We start from the raw sequence: 26,047 nt of genomic DNA on the forward strand, positions 1-26,047 counted from the left end.
CGGATCAGCCGATGTCGATCGGCGGTTCGTCCACGGTCGCGAGCTGGGTGATCTCCGCCTCGGATAGCACGCCTGCGTAGACGCGCATGTCGTCGAGCTGCCCGTACAGGCGGTTGCCCCAGTCGCCGGTGTCGTGACGGCGTGCCTGGGCCATCATCAGTGGCTGGTCGGACTGGAAGATGCTGTCGACGAAGACGCCTTCTTCGGCCCCCTCTCGCTGGCCGGCGAGGTAGAGCTTGGCCGATTGGTTGGCGGAGTCGTATACGCCGACCACATGGATCCAGTTGCCGGGCGGGTTGACCTGCTCGGAGGTGATCGTCGCGGCCGGACCTTGCAGAACGTCCGTCTCGTAGGCACCGAAGTTCCAGTCGCCGACCGCTTCGCCCACCTCTTGGCGGTACCAGAGGCGGAAGGCGTTGCGCTGCGCACCGGGATGGGCGAAGACCGTGGGTGAGTGGGCACCCGCGGTGTTCTCCAGGACAGTGGGGTCAAGGTTGACCCAGCCGGCCACGGTGAAGCTGCCGGAGTCGTCGAGGGGGACCGGGGCGGTGGCGTATCCGCGCTGGGTACTTGGCAGATCGAGCACGTTGCCGTGGGCCGGGTCCTCCGCCGCGGTGAAGGCCGCGCCGGAGAGCGACTGCAGGGTGTGGCCGCGGCCGGATTCGTCGGCGGCCGTGGTGCCGGAGGTGTTGTCCATGGTCCAGTGAGCCAGCAACGCAGCCTGCGGGTGCCCCGTATCCGGGTTCTCCATGTTGGTCTGCGCCCAGAGTTCGTCGGGGAACACCACACGGTTCCACGTCTGGACGTGGTCCAGGTCGCCCTTGAAGTAGCTGCCCATGTTCCCGCTGCTGGGGCTCTTCATCCGGCCGATCTCGAATGCGCCCGTTGCCGCCCATGGTGTGGTGTACGCGGTGGTGGCCTCGAGACGGCCGTTGACGTACAGGCGGATCTGCTGGTCATTCCTGTCGTACACGGCCAGGAGGTGCGTCCACGCCCCGACGACTCCGGGACGCGTGGAGATCGCCCGAACGAGGCTGGCGCCGTCGGAGCTGTAGCGGTTGAACACCCACCGGTCGTAGGAGCTGGAGTAATACAGCTGGAACGCCCCGACCTGGGCGCCGCTCTGGCTGGCCACGGTGCTGATCTGGGTTCGGCTGCCCAGCCTGGTCCACGCGGACACAGCGAAGCTGCCTGTGGTGTCCACCACAGGACCCGATGTGGCCGCATAGGCATCGGTTCCGTTGAACCGCAGACCGCCGTCCAACCGGGCCGGAGTCGTCCACGCCGCACCGCCACCCAGAGTGAGAGCGTGGTTCGAGCCGGCGGCGTTGAGCCCGGTGGCGTCCAGCTTCCACTGGGCAACAGGGTTCGAGGCCTTGGCTACCTTGAACAGGTAGTCCGCGCCCTCGCTGACGTTGCCCGCCAGGTCGAACGTCTGAACCCGCAGGACGTTGGAGAGGCGCTTGGTCGGGGTGACCTTGATCTCGTATGTGGGGGTGTTGGCCGTGAACGTCTTGCTCTGCAGCAGCACACCGTTCAGCCAGATGTCGTAGCGCCGTACATCGCTGGCGCCTGCGGTGATCTTGAACGTGCCGGTCTGCCCGACACTGCCGGTCTCCGGCGAGGCGTCACACGTGATGCCCGCGCACTGCGGGTACTCCACGGATGTCACGGTGGGCTTGGGCGGAGCGGTGGTGTCGACTTTGAAGTAGCAGTAGCCGGACCACGGTCCGTACAGGTAGCTCGTCGTGCCGTTATAGGTGTATCGGTACTGACTCTTGGCGCGGAACTTGTACGTGGTCCCGCTCACGAGCGTCGGGGTCGGATCCGAACCCGGCTGACCGCTGACCGTCCATGCGTCCGGACTCAGGCTGGTCGGTGTCGTGCTCGACCCCGCGTACAGCTCGAAGTTGGGACGCAGACTCGCATTGGAGCCGTCCGCCGAGGTCGGAGTGGCCGTAACCCGGGGCGTGTTGTCCCGGATGAGCGCCGGGCTCGTCGAAGCGGAACAGGCCACGTTCGGCTCCGACAGTTTCACCGCCGAAGGTGCCGCGGTCAAAGGCGACACATACGTGATGGAAAGCCGCGGCTTGCGGTCCTTCGTCGCACGGTCGTCAGCCGGTGACATGAACTGCTTCCACGCGATCGGATCCGTGCTACTCGCCGTCAGACCGAGCGTCGTGGTGGTCGACTTCGCCTTCGCCGTGTAGGCGACGGCGGCTGTCGCATTGAACTCCACATCCCCATCGGGGCAGCTCGACGAATACCCCTTGGCCGCCGACACCTTCGTGACGTACGACCAGCCGCTTGGCGGCTTGCTCCACGTGGTGGAGCTGGAGATGGGGTTGGTGCGGTAGAGGTTGACGTCCCTCTTGCTGCAGTTCGCCGACCAGATCTCATACGCCGTGAACGTCGCACCGAGGATCTTCTTGCCCGCGACACTTCGGGTGTCGAACTGGAACAGTGACTTGGCCTGCTTGTTGTCGACGTACGCGTCGTAGCCGACCCCGAGAGCGTGCGAAGTCTTCCAGAACGACGTTCCCGACAGGTTTGACCAGATCGTCGTCCAGCCGGTCAGTGTCGAGTTCACTGCCGGCGGGTCGATGACCACCGGATACGACGTATCAGCGGCATCCAGGAAGGCCCGGTCAGGCGTTATCGACAGGGCATCGCTGGTCACATCGACGTCTGCAATGGCGGTCTTCGAGCCTGGCTCAGGCAGCACTGGGCTGTCCGCGACAGCCTCGGCTTCGGCAGCAGCAATGAACGACGCAGACCTTGCCCCGGTCGGCCCTGACGGTGCTGGGGCCGTGTCCGCGGTGTCCCACATCAGCGCGGCGCTGCTGGAGAACACCGCATGGCCACCGCCGTCGACGAGCGAAACGGTTCCGTTGTCCGCCGTCTTCACCGACAGACCGGTGGTCTTGACGGGGAACTGAATCGAGTTCAGCGCCGGATCAGACGCGGCCTCACGGTTGTGGACCACCAGGTTCTGTGTGAATCCATCCGGACGAATCTGGACCACCAGGTCAACGTCGGGACGCACAGATTCGTAGATCGCGATGGAACCTGAGATTTTCGGCTCCGGCAGAGCCCAGGGAGTACCCAGCTCGTAGGACTTACCGTTGCGTGTGATCTTCGCCAGCGGCGCCGTCGAACCGCCGCCTGACAGCACCACATCCTGCGCCGCCTTCGGCGCAAGCAGCCCGTCTTCACGCTCAACGAGCGACGTGTCGACAGGCACCCAAGAGCCGTCCTTGCGCACTCGCTCCGGACCTGCTGACGACTCGACGGTGAATGTCCCGTCGGGATTGGCGAAGACCTGGTTCGACTCGGTCGTGAGGCTGCCCACCACGACACGGTGGCCCTCGGCCACCGCCTTCTCCGAAGCTTTCTGCTCCTCAGACTTGGCAGGCAGAGAGTCGTCCTCCCAGAATGCCTTACCGCGCGCAGCCTCATCCGCCGGCACACTCGAACTTGACTCAGCAGCCTCAGCACCCTCGTCCACACCCACCGCCAGCGCACTGCCGGACAACGATTCGCTCGCCACCCCGACAAGAGCCAGCAATGCTACGGCGGTTGACGCCACCCCTCGCGCCGCTCCCCAACGGCGCCCACGTCTTATCACTACGCAGCACTCACAATCTAAGAATCTCATGAAGATCAACGAAGTGAGTGACCCTACTCACCAGTTGGGTTAGGGTCCAGACCAAGGCATCGTCACATACCGGGCAGTTCACCTAGCATGAACGCAAACACGATCGTGATCCACCTCATACTGAAGTCTCGTGTAGAGCACCTACCTGCCCACCCTCGGACCAAGGGGTCTCCGCTCATCCGCGCATCAGTCTGATCACAGTCAGAGGCGCCGCGCGCCACCGCCAGCAGGGCGCATCTCATCGACAGCGGCCACCGGCCCCTCGTCGAGTGGGTGGCGGACGACACGGGCACCACGTTGCCGACGACGACAGCCAGCTGCCACCCCCTGTCGGTCACGTCGTCTCCCCCTACGGCCCACGGTCCGCCATGCGCGCCGTAGGCGGACGGGACTGCTGCACGGATAGGTGACAGTCGGTTTTCGTGGCCGCCAGGCTGCGGTGCGCTTCATGGCGGTCTCGTACTTGAGCGGGTGGTGCTGCGGCTTGCCAATGACGGGGATGGAGGGCGGTCCTTCCGGGAAGGGCCGGCCGACGCGTGTCCCAGCCCACAGCGCGCACGATTGCTGGGGCGGGGCCCGGGCAAGCCGGGCCCCGTATGGTCAACTGCGCCCAGTTACGACCCTGGTGTGCCGAGGGTTGCCTGGTAGATCTTGAGGACCAGTGTGAGCTGGCTCATCTGCTGGACCAGGCGCGCGGCGTACTGATCCGCTACGTGGCCGAGTGGCGGCAGGATGCCCTTGGCTGGCGGGTGTGTGGTGAGGGCGTCCAGCCAGTCCCGCAGGTGGTCGGCATGGCGGTAGAGATGGGCGTGGAGGTAGTCGGCCTCGCACGCGGTGCTCCACACCAGGTCGGCGAGGGCTCCGGCTGCGCCGGGGGTGCGGCGCTGGCGGCCGAGGCGGCGTACGCCGTCGTCGCCGAGCGCGGCGATCAGCGCTGTGACGCCGGGTGGAGTCACGGTCGGCTTGCCGGCACCCGCTTGGGGGTTGGGGGTGTTGCTCTGCGGAGCAGCCTTGCGGGGGCGGGGGATGCGGTCGGTCATGGCAGCTGGTGTCCTTCCTGCAGGTTGGGTGTGCGCGGGTTTCAGAGGGCTTCGCCGTAGGTGCAGGTGCAGGTGTGGCCTTCGTCCCGGGTGAAGGTGTCTGGCAGCGTGTCGATGCGGATCTCCTCGGCCGTCAGCGGCGGTCGGGCCAGGTGGGTGCCGAGGTCTGCGAGGTGTCGGATCTCGGCGAGCGGCACCGTTCCGCGGCATTCGGGGCAGGGCCCGAGGAGTTCGAACGGTTCGTCGTCGTGGATCGGGGAGCGGGCGAGGAAGGTGTAGTTCTCGCCGGTGTCGGGGCAGATGGCGGTGGCCATGACGGGCTCGCCGGGCGTGGTACGGCGGCGGAGCCAGTCCGGGGTGGTGGTGATCTGGTCCAGGTCGAGGCCGAGGGCGGCGGCCAGGCGGACGGTGGTGCGGGCGTGTTCTTCGCCCCGGTAGGGGCCGTGCAGGCTGATGACGTTGTTGTGGCGGATGAACGCGGCGGCGGCGTGGGCGCGTTCGGCGAGCGACGTCATGGGATGCGGTTTCCTTCGTCGGTGGACGTGGATGTTCGGGGGTGCCGCCCCGGGTGGGGCCGGGGCGGCACCGAAGGTCAGGGCTGAACGGCAGCGAGGGCAGCGGCGGCGGCATTGCCGATCGCGGTGGCGGCCTGGGCTGGGTCCGCTAGGGGGCGTATTGCGTCGTGATCAATCTGCGAGATCTGCCTGCGCGGCAGGGTTTGGACCGGTAGACCTCTTTGGGTGACGCGAGCGCAACTGACGGATGTGGAGTGGGAGTTGATCGAGCCGTACCTGCCGATCGGCGAGTACGGCCCGTACCCCGAGCGGCTGCGGCAGCAGTTCGAGGGCGTGATCTGGAGGTTCAAGACAGGCGGGCAGTGGCGGGAGATGCCGACGGAGTTCGGCGCCTGGTCGACCGTCCACAACCGCTTCCGGCAGTGGCGTGACTCCGGCGTCTTCGAAGCCATCATGGAGGGCCTGGTCACGGAAGCCGCGAAGCGCGGCGAGGTGGACCTGTCCCTGGTCAGCATCGATTCCACCACCGCCCGGGCCCACCACGACGCTGCCGGGATGCACATGGACGAAGACGTCCTCACCGCTTTGGAGAAGGCTGCCGCCGAGACCGAGAAGGCCAGGTCAAAAGGGGCGACTGCGACGAACAAACCGGACAGGAGGCCGAAGGCGATCCCGTGCGGGAAGAGCGGCGGCGCATCCGGCGCCGACGAAAACTCCGGCTGAAGGCCGCCCTGCTCGGGCGTTCCAGGGGAGGGCAGACCAGCAAGATCCATGTCGTCGGCGACCGGAAGTGCCGCCCGCTGGCGTTCATACTGACCGCGGGCCAGGCCGCCGACAGCCCGCAGTTCATCCCCGTATTGGGGAAGGTGCGGGTGCGCATGCCCGTCGGCCGTCCGCGCACCCGGCCCGGCGCAGTCGCCGGGGACAAGGCGTACTCGTCCCGCGGCAACCGCGCCCACCTGCGCAAACGCCGTATCAAGGCGGTCATCCCGGAGAAGAAGGACCAGGCCGCCAACCGGAAGAAGAAGGGCTCCAGAGGCGGCCGGCCCGTCAGCCACGATGCCGACCTTTACAAGGAGCGGAACACCGTCGAGCGGCTGATCAACAAGCTGAAGGCCTGGCGAGGCATCGCCACGCGGTACGACAAGACCCCCGACAGCTACCTCGCCGGCCTCCACCTCCGCGCCTCGATGATCTGGCTCAGAGAGCTCACCCGGACCACCTGATGATCACAACCACATACGCTCCCTAGTTCCAGGAGGGTGGTGCCGGGCAGGGGGCGTGGGTCGGGGTCGAAGGCGAGCCACAGCACCGCGCAGCCCGCCGCGCAAAGGGCCGTCATGCGCTCGCCGGCAGCGGCGGCCTCCTCGGGCCGGTAGTAGCCGTCGGAGGCGATCACCAGCAGGCGGCCCGCCCCGGGCATGCTGAGGTCGAGGCCGGCGGTCAGGGCGTCGATGGCCTCGGCGAGGCTGTGGCCGCCGCCGTCGGCGTCGAACTCGGTCACCCGTGTGGGGGTGCGTCCGGGCATGGTGATCGCGGTCAGGGACCGGCGGTAGGCGATGGTGGCGCTGCGTGAGTCGGGGTCGGTGAGGGCTGCGGCCTTGGCGACGATCCAGGCGGCCGAGGCGATCGGCGCGGCGGCGGCGCGCATCGAGCCGGAGACGTCCACCGCGATGCCGCCCCGCAGCGGTGGGGTGGGGCCTTGGCGGCGCTGGGTACGGACCCAGGGCTGGGCGGTGGGGATGGCGCCCGCCGCTTTCTGCGCGTCCCGGGCCAGGGCGCCGCGCATGTTCAGCCGTCCGGGCGGGGCGGCGGAGGCCGTGACGGTGACCGTGCGTTCCCGGTAGGCCGCTGCCCTGAGTGCCCGTGCGAGTTGCCCGGCGGCCGACTTCTCGGCCGGGGTGGGCGCCCGTGTTCCGGTCACCGGGGAAGCGGCCCGGCGGCCCGTGGCGCGTTCGCGCTGGCTCTCGGGGATGAAAGGTCGTGCCCCGGGTGCGAAGACCCGCTCGGCGGTCTGCGCTGCCTGCCGGGCGTGGGCGGCCTGTGCGGCTTTCGCCCGTGTCCTGGCCGTACGGGCCGCCTCGATGCGGACCTGGGCCGTCGCCTGCGCGGCCTCGTTGACCGCCACGGCACCGACCACCTTGCCGATGATGTCGGCCAGTTCGCCCCTCTGGGCGGTGGGGTCGGGGGCGGGTTCCGGGCCTGTGGGCTCGGCTCCGAGTGCCTGGCACCAGGCTGTGGCGTGCCCCAGCATCGCCTGCTCGTCCTGATCGGCTGTGGCGTGGGCGGCCGTCCAGATCCCCGCGAGGATAGCCAGCAGGTCGTGGCCGAGGATGCCGCTGACCATCTGCTCCAGAGGTGCGGTCTCGTCCGGGTCGAGGATTCCGGCGTCCCGGCGGGCCAGGATGAGCCCGGCCGCAGCCGCTGCCTGCCACCGGTCGGTGGGGGTCTGGTCGGTGAAATCGGCCATCACCAGGGTTTGCACGGCGGCCCGCAAGAATCGGCGGTCGCCGGGGCGGCGGCCGAGATGGGCGTGCTCGGCTCGGGACTCCTCCAGCAGCTGGGCGGCCGCGTCCAGGGCCGTGCCGCGGAGCGGTGACGGCATGGTCCAGGCGCTGTGTGCGGCGTGCGCGGCTTCGTGGGTGAACGCGCCCCAGGCGACTGGGTAGTTCTCCTCGTCGCCGACCCGTATCGGGTCGATGGTGGCCGGGTTCAGCGGGGAGAAGAGGCCTGCGTCGATCTCCAGTTGGGCGGTCACGGGGTAGAAGGCGGCCGGGGCGCCGGAGCGGGTGCCGTGCTCGCAGGTGACGATCACGTCTTCGCGTTCGGCGAGTTCCGGGAGCCGCTCACCCAGGGCGGCGGCGATCCGCAGCCACTGTTCGGCCTGCGGGCCGGGGCGGGGCTCGTAGGCGGGGCCGCCGTCGTCCTCCCAGCAGGCCAGGGCCTGTTCGGTCTCGGTCAGGGCGGGCGGGGTGTGCTGGACGTGGGCTTGGGTGTGCGTGGGCATGGCGGATCGATCCCTTCAGGGGGCATGAGCGGGGGTGGTGGCCTGGGGCCGGGTGGGGGCGGGCGGCGTGGCCGCCCGCCGGTGGCGCTCAGAGCTGGCGGCCCAGGGCGAGGGCGGTGACCGGGCGGCCGATGGCCTTGGTGACGATCTCCGCGACCGTGTCGCGGTCCTCCAGCGGGGCGATGCCGACCAGGTTGGCGAAGGCCGCTTCGGTGCCGAGTACGTCGGCGATCTTCTGGAAGGCGATCAGTTCGCGCAGTTGCGGCGCCCATCCGACGTCTCCGGCCTGCTGGCTGGTGGCGAGGTGGCGGGCGATCCGCACCGCCGTGCGGTTGATCTTCAAGGCGGCGGCGAGGTCGTAGTCGGAGCCGACCTGGATCTGCACGCTGAACCGGGAGGCGAGGGCCTCGGTCAGTACCGCCCCGTGCACGCCGGGGTTGTGTCCGGCGATCACGTAGAACCCGTCGGCTGCGGTGACGGTCTCGCCCTTGTGGGCCTTGACCTGGATCTGCCTTCGTCCGTCCATGGCCGGATACAGGGCGGCCAGCACCTTCGGTGAGATCAGGGTTGCGTCGTCCAGGAGGAGGGCGCGGCCTTCCTGCATGGCGGTGACAAGGGGGCCGTAGATGAACTCGTAGCCACCGCTGGCGTCCTGGGTGTACTCGCCGATCAGATCGCCGACCGTCGTGTCCCCGTCCCCGGCGACCGTGATCAGGTCCGGGAAGGCAGCCTCGATCAGCGAGGTCTTTCCGGTTCCCGGCGGCCCATACAACAACACCGCCACTTGTGCCTCCCGCAGCTTGCGCAGTGCCTCCACATCGGGGAGGTTCGCCAGCGCCCTGGGGTGGTACTGCTGCCCGTTGGGCCGGGTGATCGGCGAGGGCTTACCTCTTGGCGGCGGGGGTGCCGCAGACGCCGGAGGTGTGGTCGGGCGCGGCACCGGGGGTGCCTGCCTCGGTCCGGGGAGGGGCGCCGTTGCGCGCTGGGCTGCGGTCGCCGTTGCGGAGGTTGCCCGGTACGTGCGCGGATTCGTGCCGACCCGCTCTGCCTCGCTCCTGCACACCAGCGTCTCGCAGGCGTTGCCGACCGCCCCGCCCGAGTGCCTCAGCATCCTTGCCAGTTCCGTGACGCTGAAGCTCGCCGCCGCATTCGCGGCCAGGACCTGCGCGATCCTCGCGCGCAACTCGCCCGGGCGGGCCTTTCCCGGCCCGGGCGAAGGTGCGGGGGTCCGCAGTGGCGGGGTCGTCGTCGGTCAGCAGCTTGCGGGTGCGGGCGAGTAGGACGCGGACGGGCAGGTGGCAGTGGCCCTGGCCGCCGGCCTGGTCCAGCTCGTGCAGCAGCGCGGCCTGAAGCCGTTCCTCGCTGTGCTTGGGGACGCCGACGGCGAGGGCGATCTTGTCTGCGTTGACGAAGCCGACCCCGTGCACATCCCGGCACAGCCGGTAGGGGCTGCGGCGGACGATATCGATCGGGTCGTCGTCTGTGTCGGCATACGTGGTGTAGATCTTCACCGCGAGCCCGGGCGTGATCCCGAGTTGCTGCAGGAACATCATGATCTCGGCGATGGCCTTCTGTTCCTGCCAGGCCGCCGTGATCCGCCCGAGCCGGATCTCACCGATGTTGTGGACCTCCAGCAGCCGCTCCGGTTCGGCGTCGATGACCTTCAAGGTCTGATCGCGGAAGGTGTCCACGATCGCCGCGGCCAGCGCGGGACCGATGCCGCGGATCATGCCCGAGGCAAGGTAGAGGCGGATCGCCCGCTCATCGGCGGGTACCGTGCGCTCACATCTTCCGGCCTTGAACTGCCGGCCGTAGCGTGGATGGTGACTCCACGAGCCGCGCAAGCGCAGGCTTTCTCCAGGCTTTGCCCCGAAGAGTGCCTTGCCGACCACAGTGATGCTCTCCTCACCGTCCCCCGTCGACGTCAGCCGCAGCACCGTACGCTCGTCGTAACTGACATGCAGCAGGTGATCGACGACGCCCTCGATCACCTCGTCGACTTCAGGGGGAACGTGATGGGCCACGCGCTTATCTCCCAAGGCCAGGGCAGGTACGAAGTCGGAGCACGCCGTGTCGTGGTGCAGCGAGGCCAGCATGAGCCTCAACACGGCAGTCTGTCGTGCAGCGCAAGGTTCTGCTCACCGAAACGAGCGACCGACCTGCACGAGAGGCAGATCAAGGTCCTCGAGCTGATGCGCTTTGCTGGGATCGGCGGAACCCTACGTACGGAGCCGAGCCTTCGTCCGATCCGGGCCCGTATGACGTGGACGTGCTGTGATGCAGTCGCCGGTCGCAGCGTCCTACGCCTTGCCACCCCCGCCCCGCAGGGATGACAGGACCAGGCGCCCATACCGTGTGGTGAGGACTGCGGCTGTGGCGGCGACCGACAGTGCGAGCGCGATGAGCAGGTGTGTCGTGGAGTCGTCATCGAGAACTTGCAGGATGCTGAGGGCCGTGCCGAGTGGCAGGCCGAGAATGGTGAGAACGCCCAGGGCCCCACTGATCTGCTGGCTCTCCTGATTCTGTACGAGCCTGCTGTAGTCGGCCGCTTCGGCCAGGATCTCATCGAAACGTGCGGGCAGCCGGTGCTGGTTCTGGAATGTGAGCAGGAGGTCGTTCGCCGGGCCGTGTGCCGTGAGGTGCTGTCGCCAGTAGGTGCTGCGGAAGACGGCGATGTTCCGCTCCAGCGCGGCGACTCGGCGCGCGAGGCGTGACGAGTTGAACACCTCGGAGAGTTCGTCGGTGAGCTCGTCGATGTGATCTCGCTGGAGCGAGCCCAGGAGCAGGGCGTCGAGATAGACCGTACGGGAGTGCAACGCACCGAACTCGAAGAAGTCGCCCGCACCGGTGTCGGGCCGGTGGCCGAGGAAGGCGGCCCCTTGGCGCAGCACCAGGGCGCTCCAGTCCGCCGAGATTCTTACAGCGTCCTTGAGTTGTTCGCCGGCGGTCTCCGGAGGCAGGGGAAAGTCCTCCGGCGTGGAGCGCGACGCCAGCTGCCACAGCCAACGGTCCGCGGAGGCGGGCAATGCCCCCTCAGCGCCGGCTCGCAGGGCGGGGGCATGCCGCGCAGTGGGCGTCATGAAGGCGATGGTGTAGGGCCGGGCTATGGCGAATGGCGTGTCGGGGCCACGGACGTCGGCGATGCCCGCGAGAAGTCCGGCTGGGTCGAAGGGCCCGGTGAGTGGTTCGTCGGCGGGATTCGGCTGCCGCCCGGCCAGGGCCCGCAGTAGGGGCAGCAGCGGTCTTTCCACGCTGAAGTGCAGGACCACGAGGGCGTGCTCGGGATTGCGAGCGGTGGCCGCGCGGAGAAGTTCCATGCCCAGCAGGTGCAGCCCGTCGTGCTTGACGTCCAGCGGCAGGTGCCAGCGACGCGGCCGTCCGGGCGCCCCGTAGAGTGCGCGTGCGGAGGCAGGGGCGAAGTAGGTGGACCGAGTCTGGGCGTCGGTGCGACGGCTGCCCAGCTCGAACGGAAATGGGCCTTCGGGCCAGTCCGGGACGCGTAGCAACCGCACCGGGAGGACGACGGTCAGCTCCTGGCGTGCCCCTGTGACGTTCTCGAGCAACGGAACTCCATGGATGGTCACCGGTAGTACTCGGCTGGGTCGGGCTGGTCGAGGCGAATGACGAACTCCGCCCGGTCGGGGCTCTCAGCGCTGATGTGAAAGCGGACGCGTTCGCCCGTGCGGATGGTCCGGAATCCCTCGGTCACGATCTGCCGGTAGTCGAAGCCGTAGTACCGATCGTCCTCGTCGTCCCGGACGACATAGGTGCCGAGCGCGCCGCTCAGCCCGCCACCATGCGGACGCCTGTCCACGATGGTTCCGTAACGCGGCCCGCCGCCGCTCATGCCGGCGCCTCCTCCGTCCCTGATGTGTCGAGGTCTTCCACGCACCGGAAGCCGACCGCGTTGCTCCCGCCGCGCTTGCGGTAGATGCCCTTGCTACTGGTCTGCACCGCACGCATCGGGTTGTCGTAGCTGCCACCGCAGATGACGGCCTCGCCGGGGTCGTCCAGGATGGTGGATGTCCATTCCCAGCAGTTGCCCACCATGTCGAGGACGCCGAACGGGGAACGGTTGCCCGGCCGTTCGTCGACGGGTGTCGCCCCGGCCCGCCGAACGGTGTTGCCTGCGAAGTCCCGGTACCACGCCTGATACGTCACGACAGGTCGACCCACCCATGTGTCGGCACAGTTGACACGCATGCTGTCCGGCGTGTCGCCCCAGGGGAAAAGGCGTCCGTCGGTGCCACGGGCGGCGGCCTCCCACTCGAGGGAGGTCGGCAGCCGCTTGCCCTCGAACGCGGCGAAGGCGTATGCGCTCCACCAGTTGACGCAGATGGCAGGGTGAGCGTCGTAGCGCGGATTCTCGTAGTAGTCGGGCCGGCGCAGCCGGTCGGTCCAGGGGCGGTGTGTGGCGTTGGCCGGCTGGTCGGGGTGGTCCCACTCCGAGGTGCCGTCCGTGTCGAGGGCGTCGAGGAAGCGGCGGTAGCGTGCGACGGTCACGGCATGGCCGTCGAAGCGTACGGGACGCTCGACGCGGCGGATCAGCAGCCGTTCGACCGGCCCGACCAGGTACGCCCCGGCGGGCAGCACGCAGTCGTCCGTCTCCGGACTGCCGGGCATACCGGCGAGGAATGCGCGCACCTGCTCGGTGAGGAAGGCACCGCCGGGAAGGTCCGCTGCCAGGTCCTGGTTCGCCGGCTCAGCGAGAAACCTGGCAGCCAGTAGTTCCTGGTACGCCGTGTGCACGAAGGCAACGTGATCGGGGCCGGCGGGCCGCAGCAGCGGAGCGAGGACACAGGCGTCGCGATCGAGGCGCCCGTCCGTGAATGCGTTGGCTCCCAGCTGCCGGTGGATGTCGAGAAGGGAGAACACGGTGCGGTCGGTGAGGAAGGCATGTCCGAACGCGGCGGGCAGCCGCTGCTCCAGGTCGGGCTGCCCACGCTCGGCCAGCGTCCGCGTGATGTGAGCGCCGAGGATGTCCGCGAGCGGCTTCCCCGCGGGAAGATTCAGCGCCGTGGTGAGGCGCGTCTCGAGAGGGGTTGCCTCGGGTTCGGCCAGCCGTACGACGTGGAAGTGCGGCACGCGTGACGGGTCGACGCCGTTCGCGTACATCTGCTCGACCAGCTGCTCGGAGCGGCCCGCGCCGCTGTCCAGCAGCTGACGTACCTGGGGTGAGTCCGCGAGGAAGGACACCCGTGAACTCATGACCACCGCCGATTCGGCGGACAGCACGGCCGCGAGATCGGTGAAGAGCCGCAGGAAACCGGCAGGGCTTGGTACCTCGACGCCCTCGTCGACGGCATCGAGCACGCACAGTGCGGTCCCGGAACGGATGAGGTAGAGGAAGAGTTCGTAGGCACGTGAGCGGTCCGACGTCATGGCCGGGGCGAGAAGGCGGGCCGCGTACTCGGGGAACGGTTCGTCCTTCGGTTTGAGACCGAGGTCGAAGTAGAAGCGGAAGCGGCGGATCTCCGGGTTGACGGCCAGCGAGCGCAAGAGCGTGCTCTTGCCGCTCCCCGGACGACCGGTGACCAGGACGTTCGCACTGCCGCGCACCAGACGCGTCAAGACCTCCGCCGCGTCGCCGCACTGCTCCGTCCTCGACTCACCGGTGCGCGGGTCGGTGGTCAACGCCGCCGCGGCGACAGCGGCCCTCGGATCCTCCGGGTTCACCGCGGAGGTGAGTTCGGCGAGGTGGATGTCGAGATTGACGATGGTGTCGACAAAGCCGTCGTAACGCACGATACGGAAGTCGAGCCCCAAGATATGATGGAGGGCGCCGGGTGCCGCACCGCCGTCTTCGTCCAGGACGACGAATCGGGTGAGCTTGGGCAGCCGGGTGCGTAACAGCTCGCCACCACTGGAGGCCAGGACGGTGCTCAGGTCGTCGGCGTCCCGGGAGAGCATCAACTCCACGTATTCCAGCCGCATCCCCGACTCACGGCAGAACAACTGGTACACCGTGTCCGGGCTGAGGACGAACCGCTTCGCCTGCCGGTAGCCGAGCGTGACGTACAACCCGGCAAGAAACTCGCAGCGGCGCGCCACCTCGGGCGCCACGTCGGGCTCGCCCCCGAGCAGGGCCGCGCTCCCTGTATTGGTGAACCAGACCAGCACGTCCACGAGCCTGCGGACCGCCAGCAGCCCGTCCTCGTCACCTATGTCGTACCCGTCGTGTGTGGACCGGTTGCGCAGCCGACGAATGTCCTCGAGCGCATCCAGAACCGTGCTGCTGCGAATGTACGGCCGGCAGCGCTTGACCAGATCGTTCAAGGCCTTCGTCGAAGGATCGCCCTCGACGCCATGATGGCGCCACAGCTCCTTGAGCAGCTTCTCGGTCAGTTTCCCGACCAGGGCAACCGCGTTCTCGGGATAGCCGTCATTGAGCGACCGTAACGGCCGCTCCAGATCAAGCCCCAACCGATCGGCGATCCGCGAGTGGTCGTCGAGTTCACTCCGTAGGCGCCGCAGCCGTTCATCGACCATGGTGCTCACGCCGACTCCCCACCTCGCCGGCCGAGGATGAACGCGAACCGGTCCGGAAACACGAGCACAGGCTCCGGATGAGCGACCCGCATCTCCTCGATGCCCTTCTCGATCTCGCTGTCGCTGAAGGTGGACAGCAGGGACATATAGCGGGCACGCACCATGCCGAGGTACTTGTCCCGATCGATGCGCAGCTCATGCTCGACATGGCTGAGACCGGCCGACAGCCCGACAGCTCGCAAGTGCCCCTCGATAACGGCCGGGTCCGGCTGCAGTTCCTCGAAGCGCGCGAGGGCCGCCTCGAACAGCGGGTACTGGATGGTGGCCGGAAGCATCACCACCAGCAGCCGGCCTCCGGGCGCCAGCCGGTCGGCCAGGCCGCGAAGCGTGTGCGCCGGATCGGCCACATGATGCACCGACTCTTTCAGCCACATCGCATCGAGCTGCTCGTATGGCAGTCGTGTACGCCCTTCTGCGATGTCCTCGGCAGAAGCAACGATTGGTGTCAGGTCGGCCGGAGGCGGCATTCCGAGCTGACCGAGCATCGCCTCGGAAGGATCGACGCACAGAACGGGACGGTGAGGCTGGAGCCGCTTGGCCACTTCCCTAGCGAACAGGCCCGTACCGGAGCCGATGTCGGCGATCCGGTCCGTGGGGCCGAGCCGCAGCGCCTCAGCGATCCGGCCGGACATCCAGGGAATGTAGTCCGGACCATAGACCCAGTGCTCGTCGTATTCGGCTGCCAACTCCTCGTAGTGCCCTCGCGCGTCGCGCCCCTCCACGATCCCCCTCGCGTGCCGCCGATTGTGCCGTACAGGGCACAGGACAGGCTATCGCGGGTACTTGATCGGCAACAGGCTGTAACTGGACGTTCTGGCCAACATCAGCTCTGACCCCCACGGCCTGTTCTCCCGGCTGCCGGCCACCCGTCACGACGGGCCGCGCGGCAGCCCGGATCGACGATATTGCGGGAAAGAGCGCGCCACGCCACCCCAGTCACCGCCCCAGCCGCCCCGCAGTGGCCCTCTGGCTACAGGTTTCACCGGACCCCGGCCGATCCCACTGACGCCCCGTCAGTCACATCCAGCGCCGATCCAGCAACGGTACGGATGACCAGGGATGACGACAGGTGACGAGACGTCAGGAAATCCAGCACGGATCCAGCACCGGATACAACGACGGGGCCGACCCCGAATGGGACCAACCCCGTCTGACCTGCACGTTTGCCAGATCGCTACATCGATGCTATGGCAGACACTAAACGTTGAAGCGGAACTCCACCACGTCCCCGTCCTGCATCACGTAGTCCTTGCCCTCCATGCGCGCCTTCCCCGCCGCGCGGGCGTCGGCGACCGAGCCGGTGTCGACCAGGTCGGCGAAGGAGACGACCTCGGCCTTGATGAAGCCCTTCTGGAAGTCGGTGTGGATCACACCGGCCGCCTCGGGGGCCGTGGCGCCCTTCTTGATCGTCCAGGCGCGGGACTCCTTGGGGCCCGCCGTGAGGTAGGTCTGCAGGCCCAGCGTGTTGAAGCCGACGCGGGCCAGCGTGGCGAGGCCGGGCTCCTCCGCGCCGACGGACTGGAGGAGTTCCATGGCGTCCTCCTCGTCGAGCTCGGCGAGGTCCGCCTCCAGCTTGGCGTTGAGGAAGATCGCCTCGGCCGGGGCGACCAGTGCGCGCTGCTCGTCCTTGAAGGCGTCGTCCGTCAGCTCGTCCTCGTCGACGTTGAAGACGTAGAGGAACGGCTTGGTGGTGAGCAGGTGCAGGTCGTGCAGGAGTTCCGCGTTCTCCGAGCCCTGGACGATGCCCTGGGAGAAGAGGGTGTCGCCCTTCTCGAGCATCTCCTTGGCCGCCTCGACCGCCGCGACCTTCGGCGCCACGTCCTTCTTGATCCGGGACTCCTTCTGGAGTCGCGGCAGGACCTTCTCGATGGTCTGGAGGTCGGCCAGGATCAGCTCGGTGTTGATCGTCTCGATGTCGTCCTTGGGCGAGACCTTGCCGTCGACGTGGACCACGTTCTCGTCCTCGAAGGCCCGGATGACCTGGCAGATCGCGTCGGACTCGCGGATGTTCGCCAGGAACTTGTTGCCCAGACCCTCGCCCTCGCTGGCGCCCCGGACGATGCCGGCGATGTCGACGAAGTCGACCGTCGCGGGCAGGACCCGCTGCGAGCCGAAGATCTCGGCCAGCTTGCCGAGCCGGGCGTCGGGGACACCGACCACGCCCACATTGGGCTCGATGGTGGCGAACGGGTAGTTGGCCGCCAGCACGTCGTTCTTGGTCAGGGCGTTGAACAGGGTCGACTTGCCGACATTCGGCAGACCGACGATTCCGATCGTGAGCGACACGTTGGCGACTTCCTGGAGTGAGGACTGGCTGGTGGCCGGACCCGGGAGTGGGCCGATCCCCCAGTTTACGGGCGGCCCGACGGAGTACGTCACGCGTGCGATGTCTCGAACTCTTGACCAAGCTCACCCAAAGGGCGTGTCCCGTGACGTACTGATCGCCCATCGCGACCTACGTTTGGTCACGTGGAGCAGCAAAGGACTGGTACCTCGTCGAGGCGGCTGCGGCCGCAGGCCCCTCTTTCGCAGCAGGCCCCCCTCTCCAAGGAAGCCCTCATCGAGGGTGCCTCGGTGTACCGGGTCACTGCCCGGCCCGGCGGGGCGGGGCAGCCGGAAACCCCGCAACGGCCCGGCAAGCGGCCGGGCGCACGGCCCGCGCGCCAGGGCCCCCCGCTGGTGGCCGCCCTGCGCAGACTGCCGAACCCGCGGCTGACCGGGCTCGGCGCCGGACTGTTCGTCTGCGTCCTCATGCTGGTGATCGGCTCGCTCGACCAGCTGCTGTTCGACGGCTCGGCCGTCGTGTACGGGGTGCTGTTCCTGCCGGTGAGCGCCCTGACCGCGTTCTGGGTACGGAGCGCGGACCTGGTCACCGCGCCGATCAGCGTGCCGATCGCCTTCGCCGTGGGGCTGCTACCGATCACGGGAGGTTCGGAGGGGACCGGCGGGTCCGGGGGCATCGGCGTCCAGATCATGGCCGTGGTCACCGCGCTGGCCGTGCAGGCGGGCTGGCTGTACGGGGGCACGCTCGTCGCCGGGCTGATCGCGACCGTGCGGAAGATCCGGCTGATGACGACCCGGCGCCGTTCCCGCCGGCCGTCCGGGCCGCCGCGCCGGGCCTGAGGAGCCGCCGCGCCGGATCTGAGGACCCCGGGCACCGCGCCGGGCCTGAGGGGACGCCCGCGGCACCTCACGGCACCCGACGACGAGGCGCCCGTCACCTGAGTGACGGGCGCCTCCCCGCGTGTGCCGTGCCGTTCGGCCGGATCGCCGGTCGGCGGGCGCGGACCGGCCGTGCTCGTCAGCCGTGCACGGCCGCCGCCGTCATCGCCGCTCCGACGATCCCCGCGTTGTTCTGCAGCTGGGCCGGGACGATCTCCGCCCGGATGTGGTGGAGCAGCGGGATGAACTTGTCCGCCTTGCGGCTCACGCCGCCGCCGATGATGAACAACTCGGGCGAGAACAGCATCTCCAGGTGGGCCAGGTACTTCTGGACCCGGCGGGCCCAGTGCTCCCAGCTCAGCCCCTCGTCCTCCTTGACCTTGGTCGACGCCCGCTTCTCGGCCTCGTGGTGGTTCAGCTCCAGATGGCCGAGCTCCGTGTTCGGCACGAGCCTGCCGTCGAGGAAGAGCGCGCTGCCGATGCCCGTGCCGAGGGTCAGCAGCATCACCGTGCCCTTGCGACCCTTGCCCGCGCCGAAGGTCATCTCGGCCACTCCGGCCGCGTCCGCGTCGTTGAGCACGGTCACCGGCAGGCCGATCCGCTCGCGCAGCAGTCCGACTGCGTCGACGTCGATCCAGTTCTTGTCGACGTTGGCGGCCGTACGGATGACCGAGCCGGTGACCACTCCGGGGAAGGTGACCCCCACGGGGCCCGACCAGCCGAAGTGCCGCACCACCTCCGCGACGCAGTCGGCCACCGGTTCGGGCGCGGCCGGGTGGGGGGTGAGTACCTTGTGGCGGGGCTCGGCGAGGTCGCCGCGGTCCAGGTCCACGGGGGCGCCTTTGATCCCCGATCCGCCGATGTCCACTCCGAAGACGTTCATGGACACAACGTTACGAGGAAGGGCTGACCGTCACTCCCCGACGAGGGGACCTTCTCCGGACTTCCCCAGGTCGCACCGGGGCCCTGCGGAGGGCCCGGCCTCCCGCTCCCGGCCCGGGCCGTCAGTCCTCGACGAGCGACGACGCCTCGGCGCGCAGGTCGCGGCGGAGCTCCTTCGGCAGCGAGAACGTGATCGACTCCTCGGCCGCCTTGACGATCTCGACGTCCTCGAAGCCGCGCCGTGTCAGCCACTCCAGGACCTCCTCGACGAGCACCTCGGGCACCGACGCGCCCGAGGTGACGCCCACGGTCGAGACGCCGTCCAGCCAGGTCTCGTCGATCTCGTGCGCGTAGTCCACGAGGTGGGCGTCGCGGGCGCCCGCGCCCAGGGCGACCTCGACGAGCCGCTTGGAGTTGGAGGAGTTCTGCGAGCCGACGACGATCACCAGGTCAGCCTCGGCACCCATCTGCTTGACCGCGATCTGGCGGTTCTGCGTGGCGTAGCAGATGTCGTCGCTCGGCGGGGAGACCAGCAGCGGGAACTTGGTCTTCAGCCGGTCGACGGTCTCCATCGTCTCGTCGACGGAGAGCGTGGTCTGGGACAGCCAGACCACCCGGGACGGGTCGCGGACCTCGACCCTGTCCACGTCCTGGGGGCCGTCGACCAGGGTGATGTGGTCCGGGGCCTCGCCGGTGGTGCCGATGACCTCCTCGTGGCCCTCGTGGCCGATGAGGAGGATGTCGAAGTCGTCCTTCGCGTACCGCACGGCCTCCTTGTGGACCTTCGTCACCAGGGGGCAGGTCGCGTCGATGGTGGCCAGCTTCCGCTCGGCGGCCTCCTCGTGGACGACCGGGGCCACACCGTGCGCCGAGAACATGACGATGGAGCCCTCGGGGACCTCCTCCGTCGTCTCGACGAAGATCGCGCCCTTCTTCTCCAGGGTCTGCACGACGTACTTGTTGTGGACGATCTCGTGGCGGACGTAGATCGGCGCGCCGTACTGCTCGAGGGCCTTCTCCACGGCGATCACGGCACGGTCCACGCCCGCACAGTAGCCACGGGGTGCGGCGAGCAGGACGCGGCGGGCGTTCGTTGCAGTCATGCCCCCATCGTAAGGGCGCGCCCGACGGCCCAACGATCGCCCACAGGCTGAGGACCGGTACGGGTCCGCGACCACGCCTCGTGATCCCTTCCGAGGGGCGGGACGTACGAGGACGGAGGCTCCCATGACGGACGCCGGTACCGACGCCGGCGCCGACGCCTGTGCCGGGAAGGGCGGGACGCGGGGCGCGGGGACCGGGCCGCACGGGACGTCTCCGGGGCTCGGGACCGGGCCGCACGGGACGTGGCGGTCACGGCCCGGACACGGCCGGGCGCGCTGCCGCCGACCCGGGAGGGGAGGAAGCGGAGCCGTCGCCCCCGGCGCAGTGGGCGCGGTGCCGTCGGCCCGGGCGTGTCGGAGGCTGCCGCTACGCTCGCGGGCATGGGTCTCACTACGTCAGCCGAAGCCCCCCTGCCCGTCGGCGAGGTGTCACGGCTCATCGGGGGGTGGATCGACCGGCTAGGCGCGGTCTGGGTCGAGGGGCAGATCACCCAGCTGTCGCGCCGTCCGGGCGCCGGAGTGGTCTTCCTGACGCTGCGCGACCCCGCGTACGACATCTCGGTCAGCGTCACCTGCTACCGGCAGGTGTTCGACGCGGTCGCGGACGCCGTCGCCGAGGGCGCGCGGGTGGTCGTCCACGCGAAGCCGGAGTGGTACGCCCCGCGCGGGCAGCTCTCGCTCCGGGCCGCCGAGATAAGGCCGGTCGGTATCGGAGAGCTGCTGGCTCGACTGGAGCGGCTGAAGCGCTCCCTGGGCGCCGAGGGGCTCTTCGCACCGGACCGCAAGAAGCCGCTGCCGTTCCTGCCTCAGCTGATCGGCCTGGTCTGCGGCCGGGCCTCGGCGGCCGAGAGGGACGTGCTGGAGAACGCCCGGCGGCGTTGGCCCGCCGTCCGCTTCGAGGTGCGCAACGTCGCCGTGCAGGGCGTGCGTGCGGTGCCCCAGGTGATCCAGGCGGTGAAGGAGCTGGACGAACACGCCGGGGTGGACGTGATCGTCGTGGCGCGCGGCGGTGGCAGCGTGGAGGACCTGCTGCCGTTCTCGGACGAGCAGCTGGTGCGCGCGGTCGCCGACTGCCGTACGCCCGTGGTGTCCGCGATCGGGCACGAGCCGGACTCCCCGCTGCTCGATCTGGTGGCCGATCTGCGGGCCTCGACGCCGACCGACGCCGCGAAGAAGGTCGTCCCCGACGTCGGCGAGGAGCTGGACCGGGTGCAGGCGCTGCGGGACCGCGCGCTGCGGACGGTCCGCGGCCTGCTGGAGCGCGAGGAACGCGGCCTGCAGCACTGTCTGCACCGGCGGGTCATGGAACATCCGCACCGGATGGTGGAGGAGCGCGAACACGAGACGGACGCCCTGGCCGCCCGCAGCCGACGGGTTCTGGGGCACCTGCTGGACCGCGCGGACTCCGAGCTGTCCCACACCCACGCGCGCGTCGTCGCGCTGTCGCCGGCGGCGACGCTGGAGCGGGGGTACGCGGTGCTGCAACGCGAGGACGGCACGGTGGTGCGCGCGGCCGCCGAGGTGGCGGCGGACGAGGAGCTGCGGGCGCGGGTCGCCGAGGGCGAGTTCCGGGTCCGGGTGACGGGCGGCTGAGCGGCACGGTGGGACGTGGCGCGGCCTCCGGCCCCGGGGGAAGCGGCCTGCGCGCGCAGGGCCGGACGACAACAGGCGGAATCGAGGGTGGATCACATGACGGCCAGCACCGACGAGGGCGCGCTCGGCTACGAGCAGGCGCGGGACGAGCTGATCGAGGTCGTACGCCAGCTTGAGGCGGGCGGCACGACGCTGGAGGAGTCCCTGGCGCTGTGGGAGCGCGGCGAGGAGCTGGCGAAGGTGTGCCGCCGCTGGCTCGACGGCGCCCGCGCGCGGCTGGACGCGGCATTGGCGGAGCGGGGCCGACCCCAGGACGGGGCGGCGGGCGCCCCCGGGGCGGGTGCCGGTGGCGGCCGGGACGAGAGCGACGCGGCCGGCTGAGACGCCGACCGGCCACCGCTGGGGCACCTCGCAGGCAGCGGACGCGCCGGACGGCGGGGCGCTGCGGGCTTCACGTCCAGGGGCGGGCATAAGCGCGAACCCGTTTTAGTTGAATGTTGAGTTATTGAAAGTTGAGTGACTTGGCTCACCCGAAGGCCTGAATAGTTGAATCTTAATCTATTCCGGTCCTACGGTGAGGGCTCAGCTTGATCCTCTTTGCTCATCGGAAGGTAAGCAGCATGTCCCTCGTTCTCGACCCCGCCGCCCAGGACCTCCTCTTCCGCGAGGCCCGCACCGCGAACACCTTCACCGACGAGCCGGTGACCGAGGAGCAGGTCCAGGCGATCTACGACCTGGTCAAGTACGGCCCCACCGCCTTCAACCAGTCGCCGCTGCGGGTCGTTCTGGTCCGTACCGCCGAGGCCCGCGCGCGCCTGGTGAAGCACATGGCCGAGGGCAACCGGCCGAAGACCGCCACCGCTCCGCTGGTCGCGATCCTCGCCGCCGACAACGAGTTCCACGAGAAGCTGCCGGAGCTGTTCCCGCACTTCCCGCAGGCCAAGGACGCGTTCTTCGCCGAGCGGCCGGTCCGTGAGCGGTCCGCCGTACTGAACGCCGCGCTCCAGGCCGCGTACTTCATCGTCGGCGTCCGCGCCGCCGGCCTGGCGGCCGGCCCCATGACCGGCCTCGACTTCGCCGGCGTGCAGAAGGAGTTCCTGGACGACGACCACACCCCGCTGATGGTCGTCAACATCGGCAAGCCCGGCGAGGGCGCCTGGTTCCCGCGTTCGCCGCGGCTGGCGTTCGACGAGGTCGTCACCACCGTCTGACCGTCGCGCCGCGCCCGGCGGGACCGTCCGCCGCCACCGGGACACACCGCGGCACCAGGCCGCCGCACCGCTTCGGTGCGGCGGCCTCGCCATGCCCGGGGGACCGGTGCGCGGCCCGAGGAAACCGTGCGCGGCCGGAGCGACCGGTGTCGAGCGGTCCGGGCGGGCGAACCGCCCAGGGGGCGACCCGGGGCCGGGGCGAACGGCGCCCGCGGTCCGGGGCCGGCCCGGTCACCACCGTGCCGATCGGGCCGGCGGCCGCCGTGCGTCCCGGATCACCGGATCAGGAGGCCGGCGGAGTGGGCGACGGCGAGGCGCCGGTCCGCGAGTCGAGCGCCGCGGCCATCTGCGCGAGCCGCTCGTACGAGGCCGTGCCCGTCACCACGGTCGTGGAGCCCTTGTCGGTGCGGACCAGCGCGTCGTACTTGGGGCCCTCCCAGCGCTGCCAGGACTCCCCGCCCACCTGCTGGGTGCGCTCGGTCAGGGCCGCCTGCCGGGTGACCCTCGGGACGTACTTCCGCGGCGGTTCCGTGGACTGCTCGACCGCCACGTACTGCCCGTCCGGGTCCAGGAACCCGATGTGCCAGGCATGGCCGTCCTCCCGCCGGAAGGTCACCGAGGTCGGCTTCCACCCCGCGGGCAGCCCGGCCGGTGCCGCAACCGGGTAGGGTGCCGCCCGGCGTGCCGTCGTGAGCTCCACGCCGTAGTCGACGGGCTGGATCGGGTCCAGGGAGTCGTCGTGCGGAATGAAGAAGTAGATGACGCCTGCGAAGGCGCAGATGACCGTCATCGACTGGATCATTCCGCGCACTGTCTGGTTGCCTCGCTTGCCTGCCACCGCACTATGGTCGCATCAAGGTTGACTGCTCAAACGTGGGCCCCTCTGCTCATTTTGTCGACGTACCGATAGAGTCGCAGCACCCTCTTCAACCGGCCGTCGTCGTACAGAAAGGTGCGCTCCGATGACCGAGAATCATCTTCCGTCCCAGCTCGAGGTCTCGCCCGAGGCCCCGGACCGCAACCTCGCCCTGGAGCTCGTCCGGGTCACCGAGGCCGCCGCCATGGCCGCCGGCCGCTGGGTCGGCCGCGGCGACAAGAACGGCGCGGACGGCGCGGCCGTCAAAGCCATGCGGACCCTCGTCAGCACCGTGTCGATGAACGGTGTCGTCGTGATCGGCGAGGGCGAGAAGGACGAAGCCCCGATGCTGTTCAACGGCGAGCGGATCGGCGACGGGACCGGCGCCGAGTGCGACATCGCCGTGGACCCGATCGACGGCACGACGCTCACCGCCAAGGGCATGCCGAACGCGATCGCGGTGCTCGCGGCCGCCGACCGCGGCACCATGTTCGACCCGTCCGCGGTCTTCTACATGGACAAGCTGGTCACCGGTCCCGAGGCCGCCGACTTCGTCGACATCAACGCCCCGGTCTCGGTGAACATCCGCCGGGTCGCCAAGGCGAAGAACTCCTCCCCCGAGGACGTCACCGTCGTCATCCTCGACCGCCCCCGCCACGAGGGCATCGTCAAGGAGATCCGCGAGACGGGCGCGCGGATCAAGTTCATCTCGGACGGCGACGTCGCCGGCGCGATCATGGCCGTGCGCGAGGGCACCGGCGTCGACATGCTGATGGGCATCGGCGGCACGCCGGAGGGCATCATCACCGCGTGCGCGATCAAGTGCCTCGGCGGCACGATCCAGGGCAAGCTGTGGCCGAAGGACGAGGAGGAGCGGCAGCGCGCCCTCGACGCCGGACACGACCTGGACCGCGTGCTCCTCATGGACGACCTGGTCAGCGGGGACAACGTGTTCTTCGTCGCGACCGGCATCACGGACGGCGAACTGCTGCGCGGCGTGCGCTACCGCTCCGCGACCGCGACCACGCAGTCGTTGGTCATGCGCTCCAAGTCGGGCACGATCCGGCAGATCGACTCGACCCACCGGCTGTCGAAGCTGCGCGCCTACAGCGCCATCGACTTCGACCGCGCCAAGTAGGCCGCGCCCGGGAGGACACCGGACGCGGACACGACGCACGGAGAGGGGTGCCCCCGTTGTGCGGTGGGAGCACCCCTCTCCGCGTGTGCCCGGGTGCCGCGGTCTCCGTCAGGCGGCCGACGCCGCCTTCTTGGTCTCCGTCTCGCGCCGCCGGCGACGGGCCAGGACGACCCTGCGCTCGGCCGCGGTCAGGCCGCCCCACACGCCGTACGGCTCGGGCTGGAGCAGCGCGTGCTCCCGGCACTCGACCATGACCGGGCAGCGGGCGCAGACCCGCTTGGCGGCGTCCTCTCGCGAGAGCCGCGCGGCCGTCGGTTCCTTGGAAGGCGCGAAGAACAGCCCGGCTTCGTCCCGGCGGCACACCGCCTCCGAGTGCCACGGCGCGTCCTGGTCTTCCCGAGCGGCAGAACGCTGGGGCGGAACGGCTACCTGCAGGGACTGATGCGGCAGTTGCAGCACGGTCTACTCCTGACGACGGCTTCGCGAGCGAGAGACGATGCAGCAAGGCCTACCCGCTGTGCGCGCTCCTATGCACTGAGTGGCGCCGGGTTCCGAACGCCGGAACTACGGACGGCCGTTCCCGCCCACCCGCCGGTCAGTGCCCCAGATGCTTGCGCAGCCGGTCGTGGAGGTCCGCGATGCGTTTGCCGCGCTTCGGCTTGGCCTCCACATTGCCGAAAACGGAATAGCCGTTGACGACCACCACCGGGGCCTCCGGGTCGGCCGCCTCCAGGGTGACGACCTCGAAGTTGCCGAAGACGCCCGTGCCGCTGCCGCGCAGCGAGATGTTCTCGGGAACGCGCACCTCCACATTGCCGAAGATCGAGGTCGCGTTGATGACGGTGAGCCGCTGGCCGAACATGGCCTCGGTCAGGTCGATCTCGATGTTGCCGAAGAGCGAGAACGCCTGGGTCCGGGCGCCGACGCGCCAGCGGCCCTTGCGGGTGGAGCTGGAGAAGACGGCGACGAGGTTCTCGGCGGGGCCGGCGGAGGCGTCGGGGTCGTACGCGTACGGGGCGGGCTCCTGACGGGGCGGCCGGTTCGCGGGGAGGTCGCGGACGATCGGCTCCAGCTCGCCGACGGTCTTGGCACGGTAGACCGCGTCGATCCGCTCGGCGTGCTCCTCGGCGTCGAGCCGGCCCTCGGCCAGGGCCTCCCTGAGGATGTCCGCGGTCCTGTCGCGATCCGCGTCGGAGGCGCGGATCGCCCCGGCGGGGTCCGCGGGCTCGGCGGGCACGACCGGTTTCTGGGGCTGTCCGCGACCGGGGGCCGCTGAATCATGCTTGTCGAGGTCCACGGCAACACCCTAGCGAAACGCGATAGATCGCGACTA

Annotated in this window: 20 protein-coding genes and 2 pseudogenes; 6 read left to right on the forward strand and 16 right to left on the reverse strand. The window is 69.4% G+C overall.

Features of this window, described 5'->3' with window-relative positions:
• Positions 1 to 4 precede the first annotated feature (4 nt).
• The 3 genes from FEF34_RS13345 to FEF34_RS13355 all read right to left on the reverse strand — a co-directional run bounded on the left by FEF34_RS13345 (position 5) and on the right by FEF34_RS13355 (position 5,213).
• Positions 5 to 3,589 (reverse strand): LamG domain-containing protein, encoded by a 3,585-nt coding sequence (locus FEF34_RS13345; RefSeq protein ID WP_234042380.1) that lies wholly within the window; start codon positions 3,587 to 3,589, stop codon positions 5 to 7.
• A gap of 683 nt (positions 3,590 to 4,272) precedes the next feature.
• Positions 4,273 to 4,698: a hypothetical protein gene (locus FEF34_RS13350; protein ID WP_138053390.1), complete on the reverse strand. Its 426-nt coding sequence runs from the start codon at positions 4,696 to 4,698 to the stop codon at positions 4,273 to 4,275.
• Positions 4,699 to 4,739: 41 nt separating this feature from the next.
• Entirely contained in the window at positions 4,740 to 5,213 is a 474-nt protein-coding gene (locus FEF34_RS13355; protein ID WP_138053391.1) for a hypothetical protein, read from the reverse strand.
• 225 nt (positions 5,214 to 5,438) lie between these two features.
• Here FEF34_RS13355 and FEF34_RS13360 point away from each other — a divergent pair.
• Positions 5,439 to 6,439, forward strand: a pseudogene (locus FEF34_RS13360) (IS5 family transposase).
• Here the strand turns inward: FEF34_RS13360 and FEF34_RS13365 are convergent.
• The 8 genes and pseudogenes from FEF34_RS13365 to ychF all read right to left on the reverse strand — a co-directional run bounded on the left by FEF34_RS13365 (position 6,373) and on the right by ychF (position 17,055).
• Positions 6,373 to 8,220: a hypothetical protein gene (locus tag FEF34_RS13365; protein WP_234042381.1), complete on the reverse strand. Its 1,848-nt coding sequence runs from the start codon at positions 8,218 to 8,220 to the stop codon at positions 6,373 to 6,375. The pseudogene FEF34_RS13360 and the gene FEF34_RS13365 sit on opposite strands and share 67 nt — an antisense overlap.
• 88 nt (positions 8,221 to 8,308) lie before the next feature.
• Complete coding sequence (locus tag FEF34_RS13370) at positions 8,309 to 9,391, reverse strand: AAA family ATPase (RefSeq protein ID WP_138057459.1); 1,083 nt, start codon at positions 9,389 to 9,391, stop codon at positions 8,309 to 8,311.
• A 139-nt stretch (positions 9,392 to 9,530) separates the two neighbouring features.
• Positions 9,531 to 10,316, reverse strand: a pseudogene (locus tag FEF34_RS43910) (helix-hairpin-helix domain-containing protein); the annotation flags it as partial.
• 204 nt (positions 10,317 to 10,520) lie between these two features.
• Complete coding sequence (locus FEF34_RS13380) at positions 10,521 to 11,783, reverse strand: hypothetical protein (protein WP_234042382.1); 1,263 nt, start codon at positions 11,781 to 11,783, stop codon at positions 10,521 to 10,523.
• Positions 11,784 to 11,800: 17 nt separating this feature from the next.
• Positions 11,801 to 12,067, reverse strand: coding sequence for a hypothetical protein (locus FEF34_RS13385; protein ID WP_138053394.1), 267 nt, complete (start codon positions 12,065 to 12,067; stop codon positions 11,801 to 11,803).
• The gene (locus tag FEF34_RS13390; RefSeq protein ID WP_234043080.1) at positions 12,064 to 14,709 is read right to left on the reverse strand and encodes an SUMF1/EgtB/PvdO family nonheme iron enzyme; all 2,646 of its coding nucleotides are present in this window, start codon (positions 14,707 to 14,709) and stop codon (positions 12,064 to 12,066) included. The genes FEF34_RS13385 and FEF34_RS13390 overlap by 4 nt, the downstream gene beginning before the upstream one ends.
• A gap of 5 nt (positions 14,710 to 14,714) precedes the next feature.
• A complete protein-coding gene (locus FEF34_RS13395; RefSeq protein ID WP_138053396.1) occupies positions 14,715 to 15,491 on the reverse strand; it encodes a class I SAM-dependent methyltransferase in 777 nt (258 codons plus the stop codon).
• 475 nt (positions 15,492 to 15,966) lie between these two features.
• Positions 15,967 to 17,055 (reverse strand): redox-regulated ATPase YchF, encoded by a 1,089-nt coding sequence (gene ychF / locus FEF34_RS13400; protein WP_138053397.1) that lies wholly within the window; start codon positions 17,053 to 17,055, stop codon positions 15,967 to 15,969.
• 183 nt (positions 17,056 to 17,238) lie between these two features.
• Here ychF and FEF34_RS13405 point away from each other — a divergent pair, with 183 nt between their 5' ends.
• Positions 17,239 to 17,892 (forward strand): DUF6542 domain-containing protein, encoded by a 654-nt coding sequence (locus FEF34_RS13405; RefSeq protein ID WP_138053398.1) that lies wholly within the window; start codon positions 17,239 to 17,241, stop codon positions 17,890 to 17,892.
• Between the two features lie 178 nt (positions 17,893 to 18,070).
• Here the strand turns inward: FEF34_RS13405 and ppgK are convergent, their stop codons facing one another.
• Positions 18,071 to 18,814 (reverse strand): polyphosphate--glucose phosphotransferase, encoded by a 744-nt coding sequence (ppgK, locus tag FEF34_RS13410; protein ID WP_138053399.1) that lies wholly within the window; start codon positions 18,812 to 18,814, stop codon positions 18,071 to 18,073.
• 121 nt (positions 18,815 to 18,935) lie between these two features.
• Entirely contained in the window at positions 18,936 to 19,916 is a 981-nt protein-coding gene (locus FEF34_RS13415; protein ID WP_138053400.1) for a 4-hydroxy-3-methylbut-2-enyl diphosphate reductase, read from the reverse strand.
• A gap of 381 nt (positions 19,917 to 20,297) precedes the next feature.
• Between FEF34_RS13415 and xseA the strand changes: the two genes are divergently transcribed.
• From xseA to FEF34_RS13430, 3 genes are all read left to right on the forward strand, one after another.
• The gene (gene xseA, locus FEF34_RS13420) at positions 20,298 to 21,509 is read left to right on the forward strand and encodes an exodeoxyribonuclease VII large subunit (protein ID WP_138053401.1); all 1,212 of its coding nucleotides are present in this window, start codon (positions 20,298 to 20,300) and stop codon (positions 21,507 to 21,509) included.
• A gap of 96 nt (positions 21,510 to 21,605) precedes the next feature.
• Positions 21,606 to 21,890: an exodeoxyribonuclease VII small subunit gene (locus FEF34_RS13425; protein WP_138053402.1), complete on the forward strand. Its 285-nt coding sequence runs from the start codon at positions 21,606 to 21,608 to the stop codon at positions 21,888 to 21,890.
• A gap of 239 nt (positions 21,891 to 22,129) precedes the next feature.
• On the forward strand, positions 22,130 to 22,720 hold the full coding sequence (locus FEF34_RS13430) for a malonic semialdehyde reductase (RefSeq protein WP_138053403.1): 591 nt from the start codon (positions 22,130 to 22,132) through the stop codon (positions 22,718 to 22,720).
• Between the two features lie 283 nt (positions 22,721 to 23,003).
• Here FEF34_RS13430 and FEF34_RS13435 read toward each other — a convergent pair whose 3' ends face one another.
• The gene (locus tag FEF34_RS13435) at positions 23,004 to 23,558 is read right to left on the reverse strand and encodes a DUF4245 domain-containing protein (protein WP_138053404.1); all 555 of its coding nucleotides are present in this window, start codon (positions 23,556 to 23,558) and stop codon (positions 23,004 to 23,006) included.
• 124 nt (positions 23,559 to 23,682) lie between these two features.
• Here FEF34_RS13435 and glpX point away from each other — a divergent pair, with 124 nt between their 5' ends.
• Positions 23,683 to 24,714 carry a class II fructose-bisphosphatase gene (gene glpX / locus FEF34_RS13440; RefSeq protein ID WP_138053405.1) on the forward strand — a complete coding sequence of 344 codons (1,032 nt, stop codon included), beginning with the start codon at positions 23,683 to 23,685 and terminating at the stop codon, positions 24,712 to 24,714.
• Between the two features lie 108 nt (positions 24,715 to 24,822).
• Here glpX and FEF34_RS13445 read toward each other — a convergent pair whose 3' ends face one another.
• Together FEF34_RS13445 and FEF34_RS13450 are read right to left on the reverse strand one after the other, a co-directional pair.
• Positions 24,823 to 25,173, reverse strand: coding sequence for a WhiB family transcriptional regulator (locus tag FEF34_RS13445; protein ID WP_138053406.1), 351 nt, complete (start codon positions 25,171 to 25,173; stop codon positions 24,823 to 24,825).
• 136 nt (positions 25,174 to 25,309) lie between these two features.
• Positions 25,310 to 26,011, reverse strand: a complete 702-nt coding sequence (locus tag FEF34_RS13450) for a DUF1707 SHOCT-like domain-containing protein (RefSeq protein WP_407698276.1) — start codon at positions 26,009 to 26,011, stop codon at positions 25,310 to 25,312.
• Positions 26,012 to 26,047: the final 36 nt, after the last annotated feature.

The sequence above is a fragment of the Streptomyces marianii genome (genome assembly GCF_005795905.1).
Taxonomy (GTDB): Bacteria; Actinomycetota; Actinomycetes; order Streptomycetales; family Streptomycetaceae; genus Streptomyces; species Streptomyces marianii.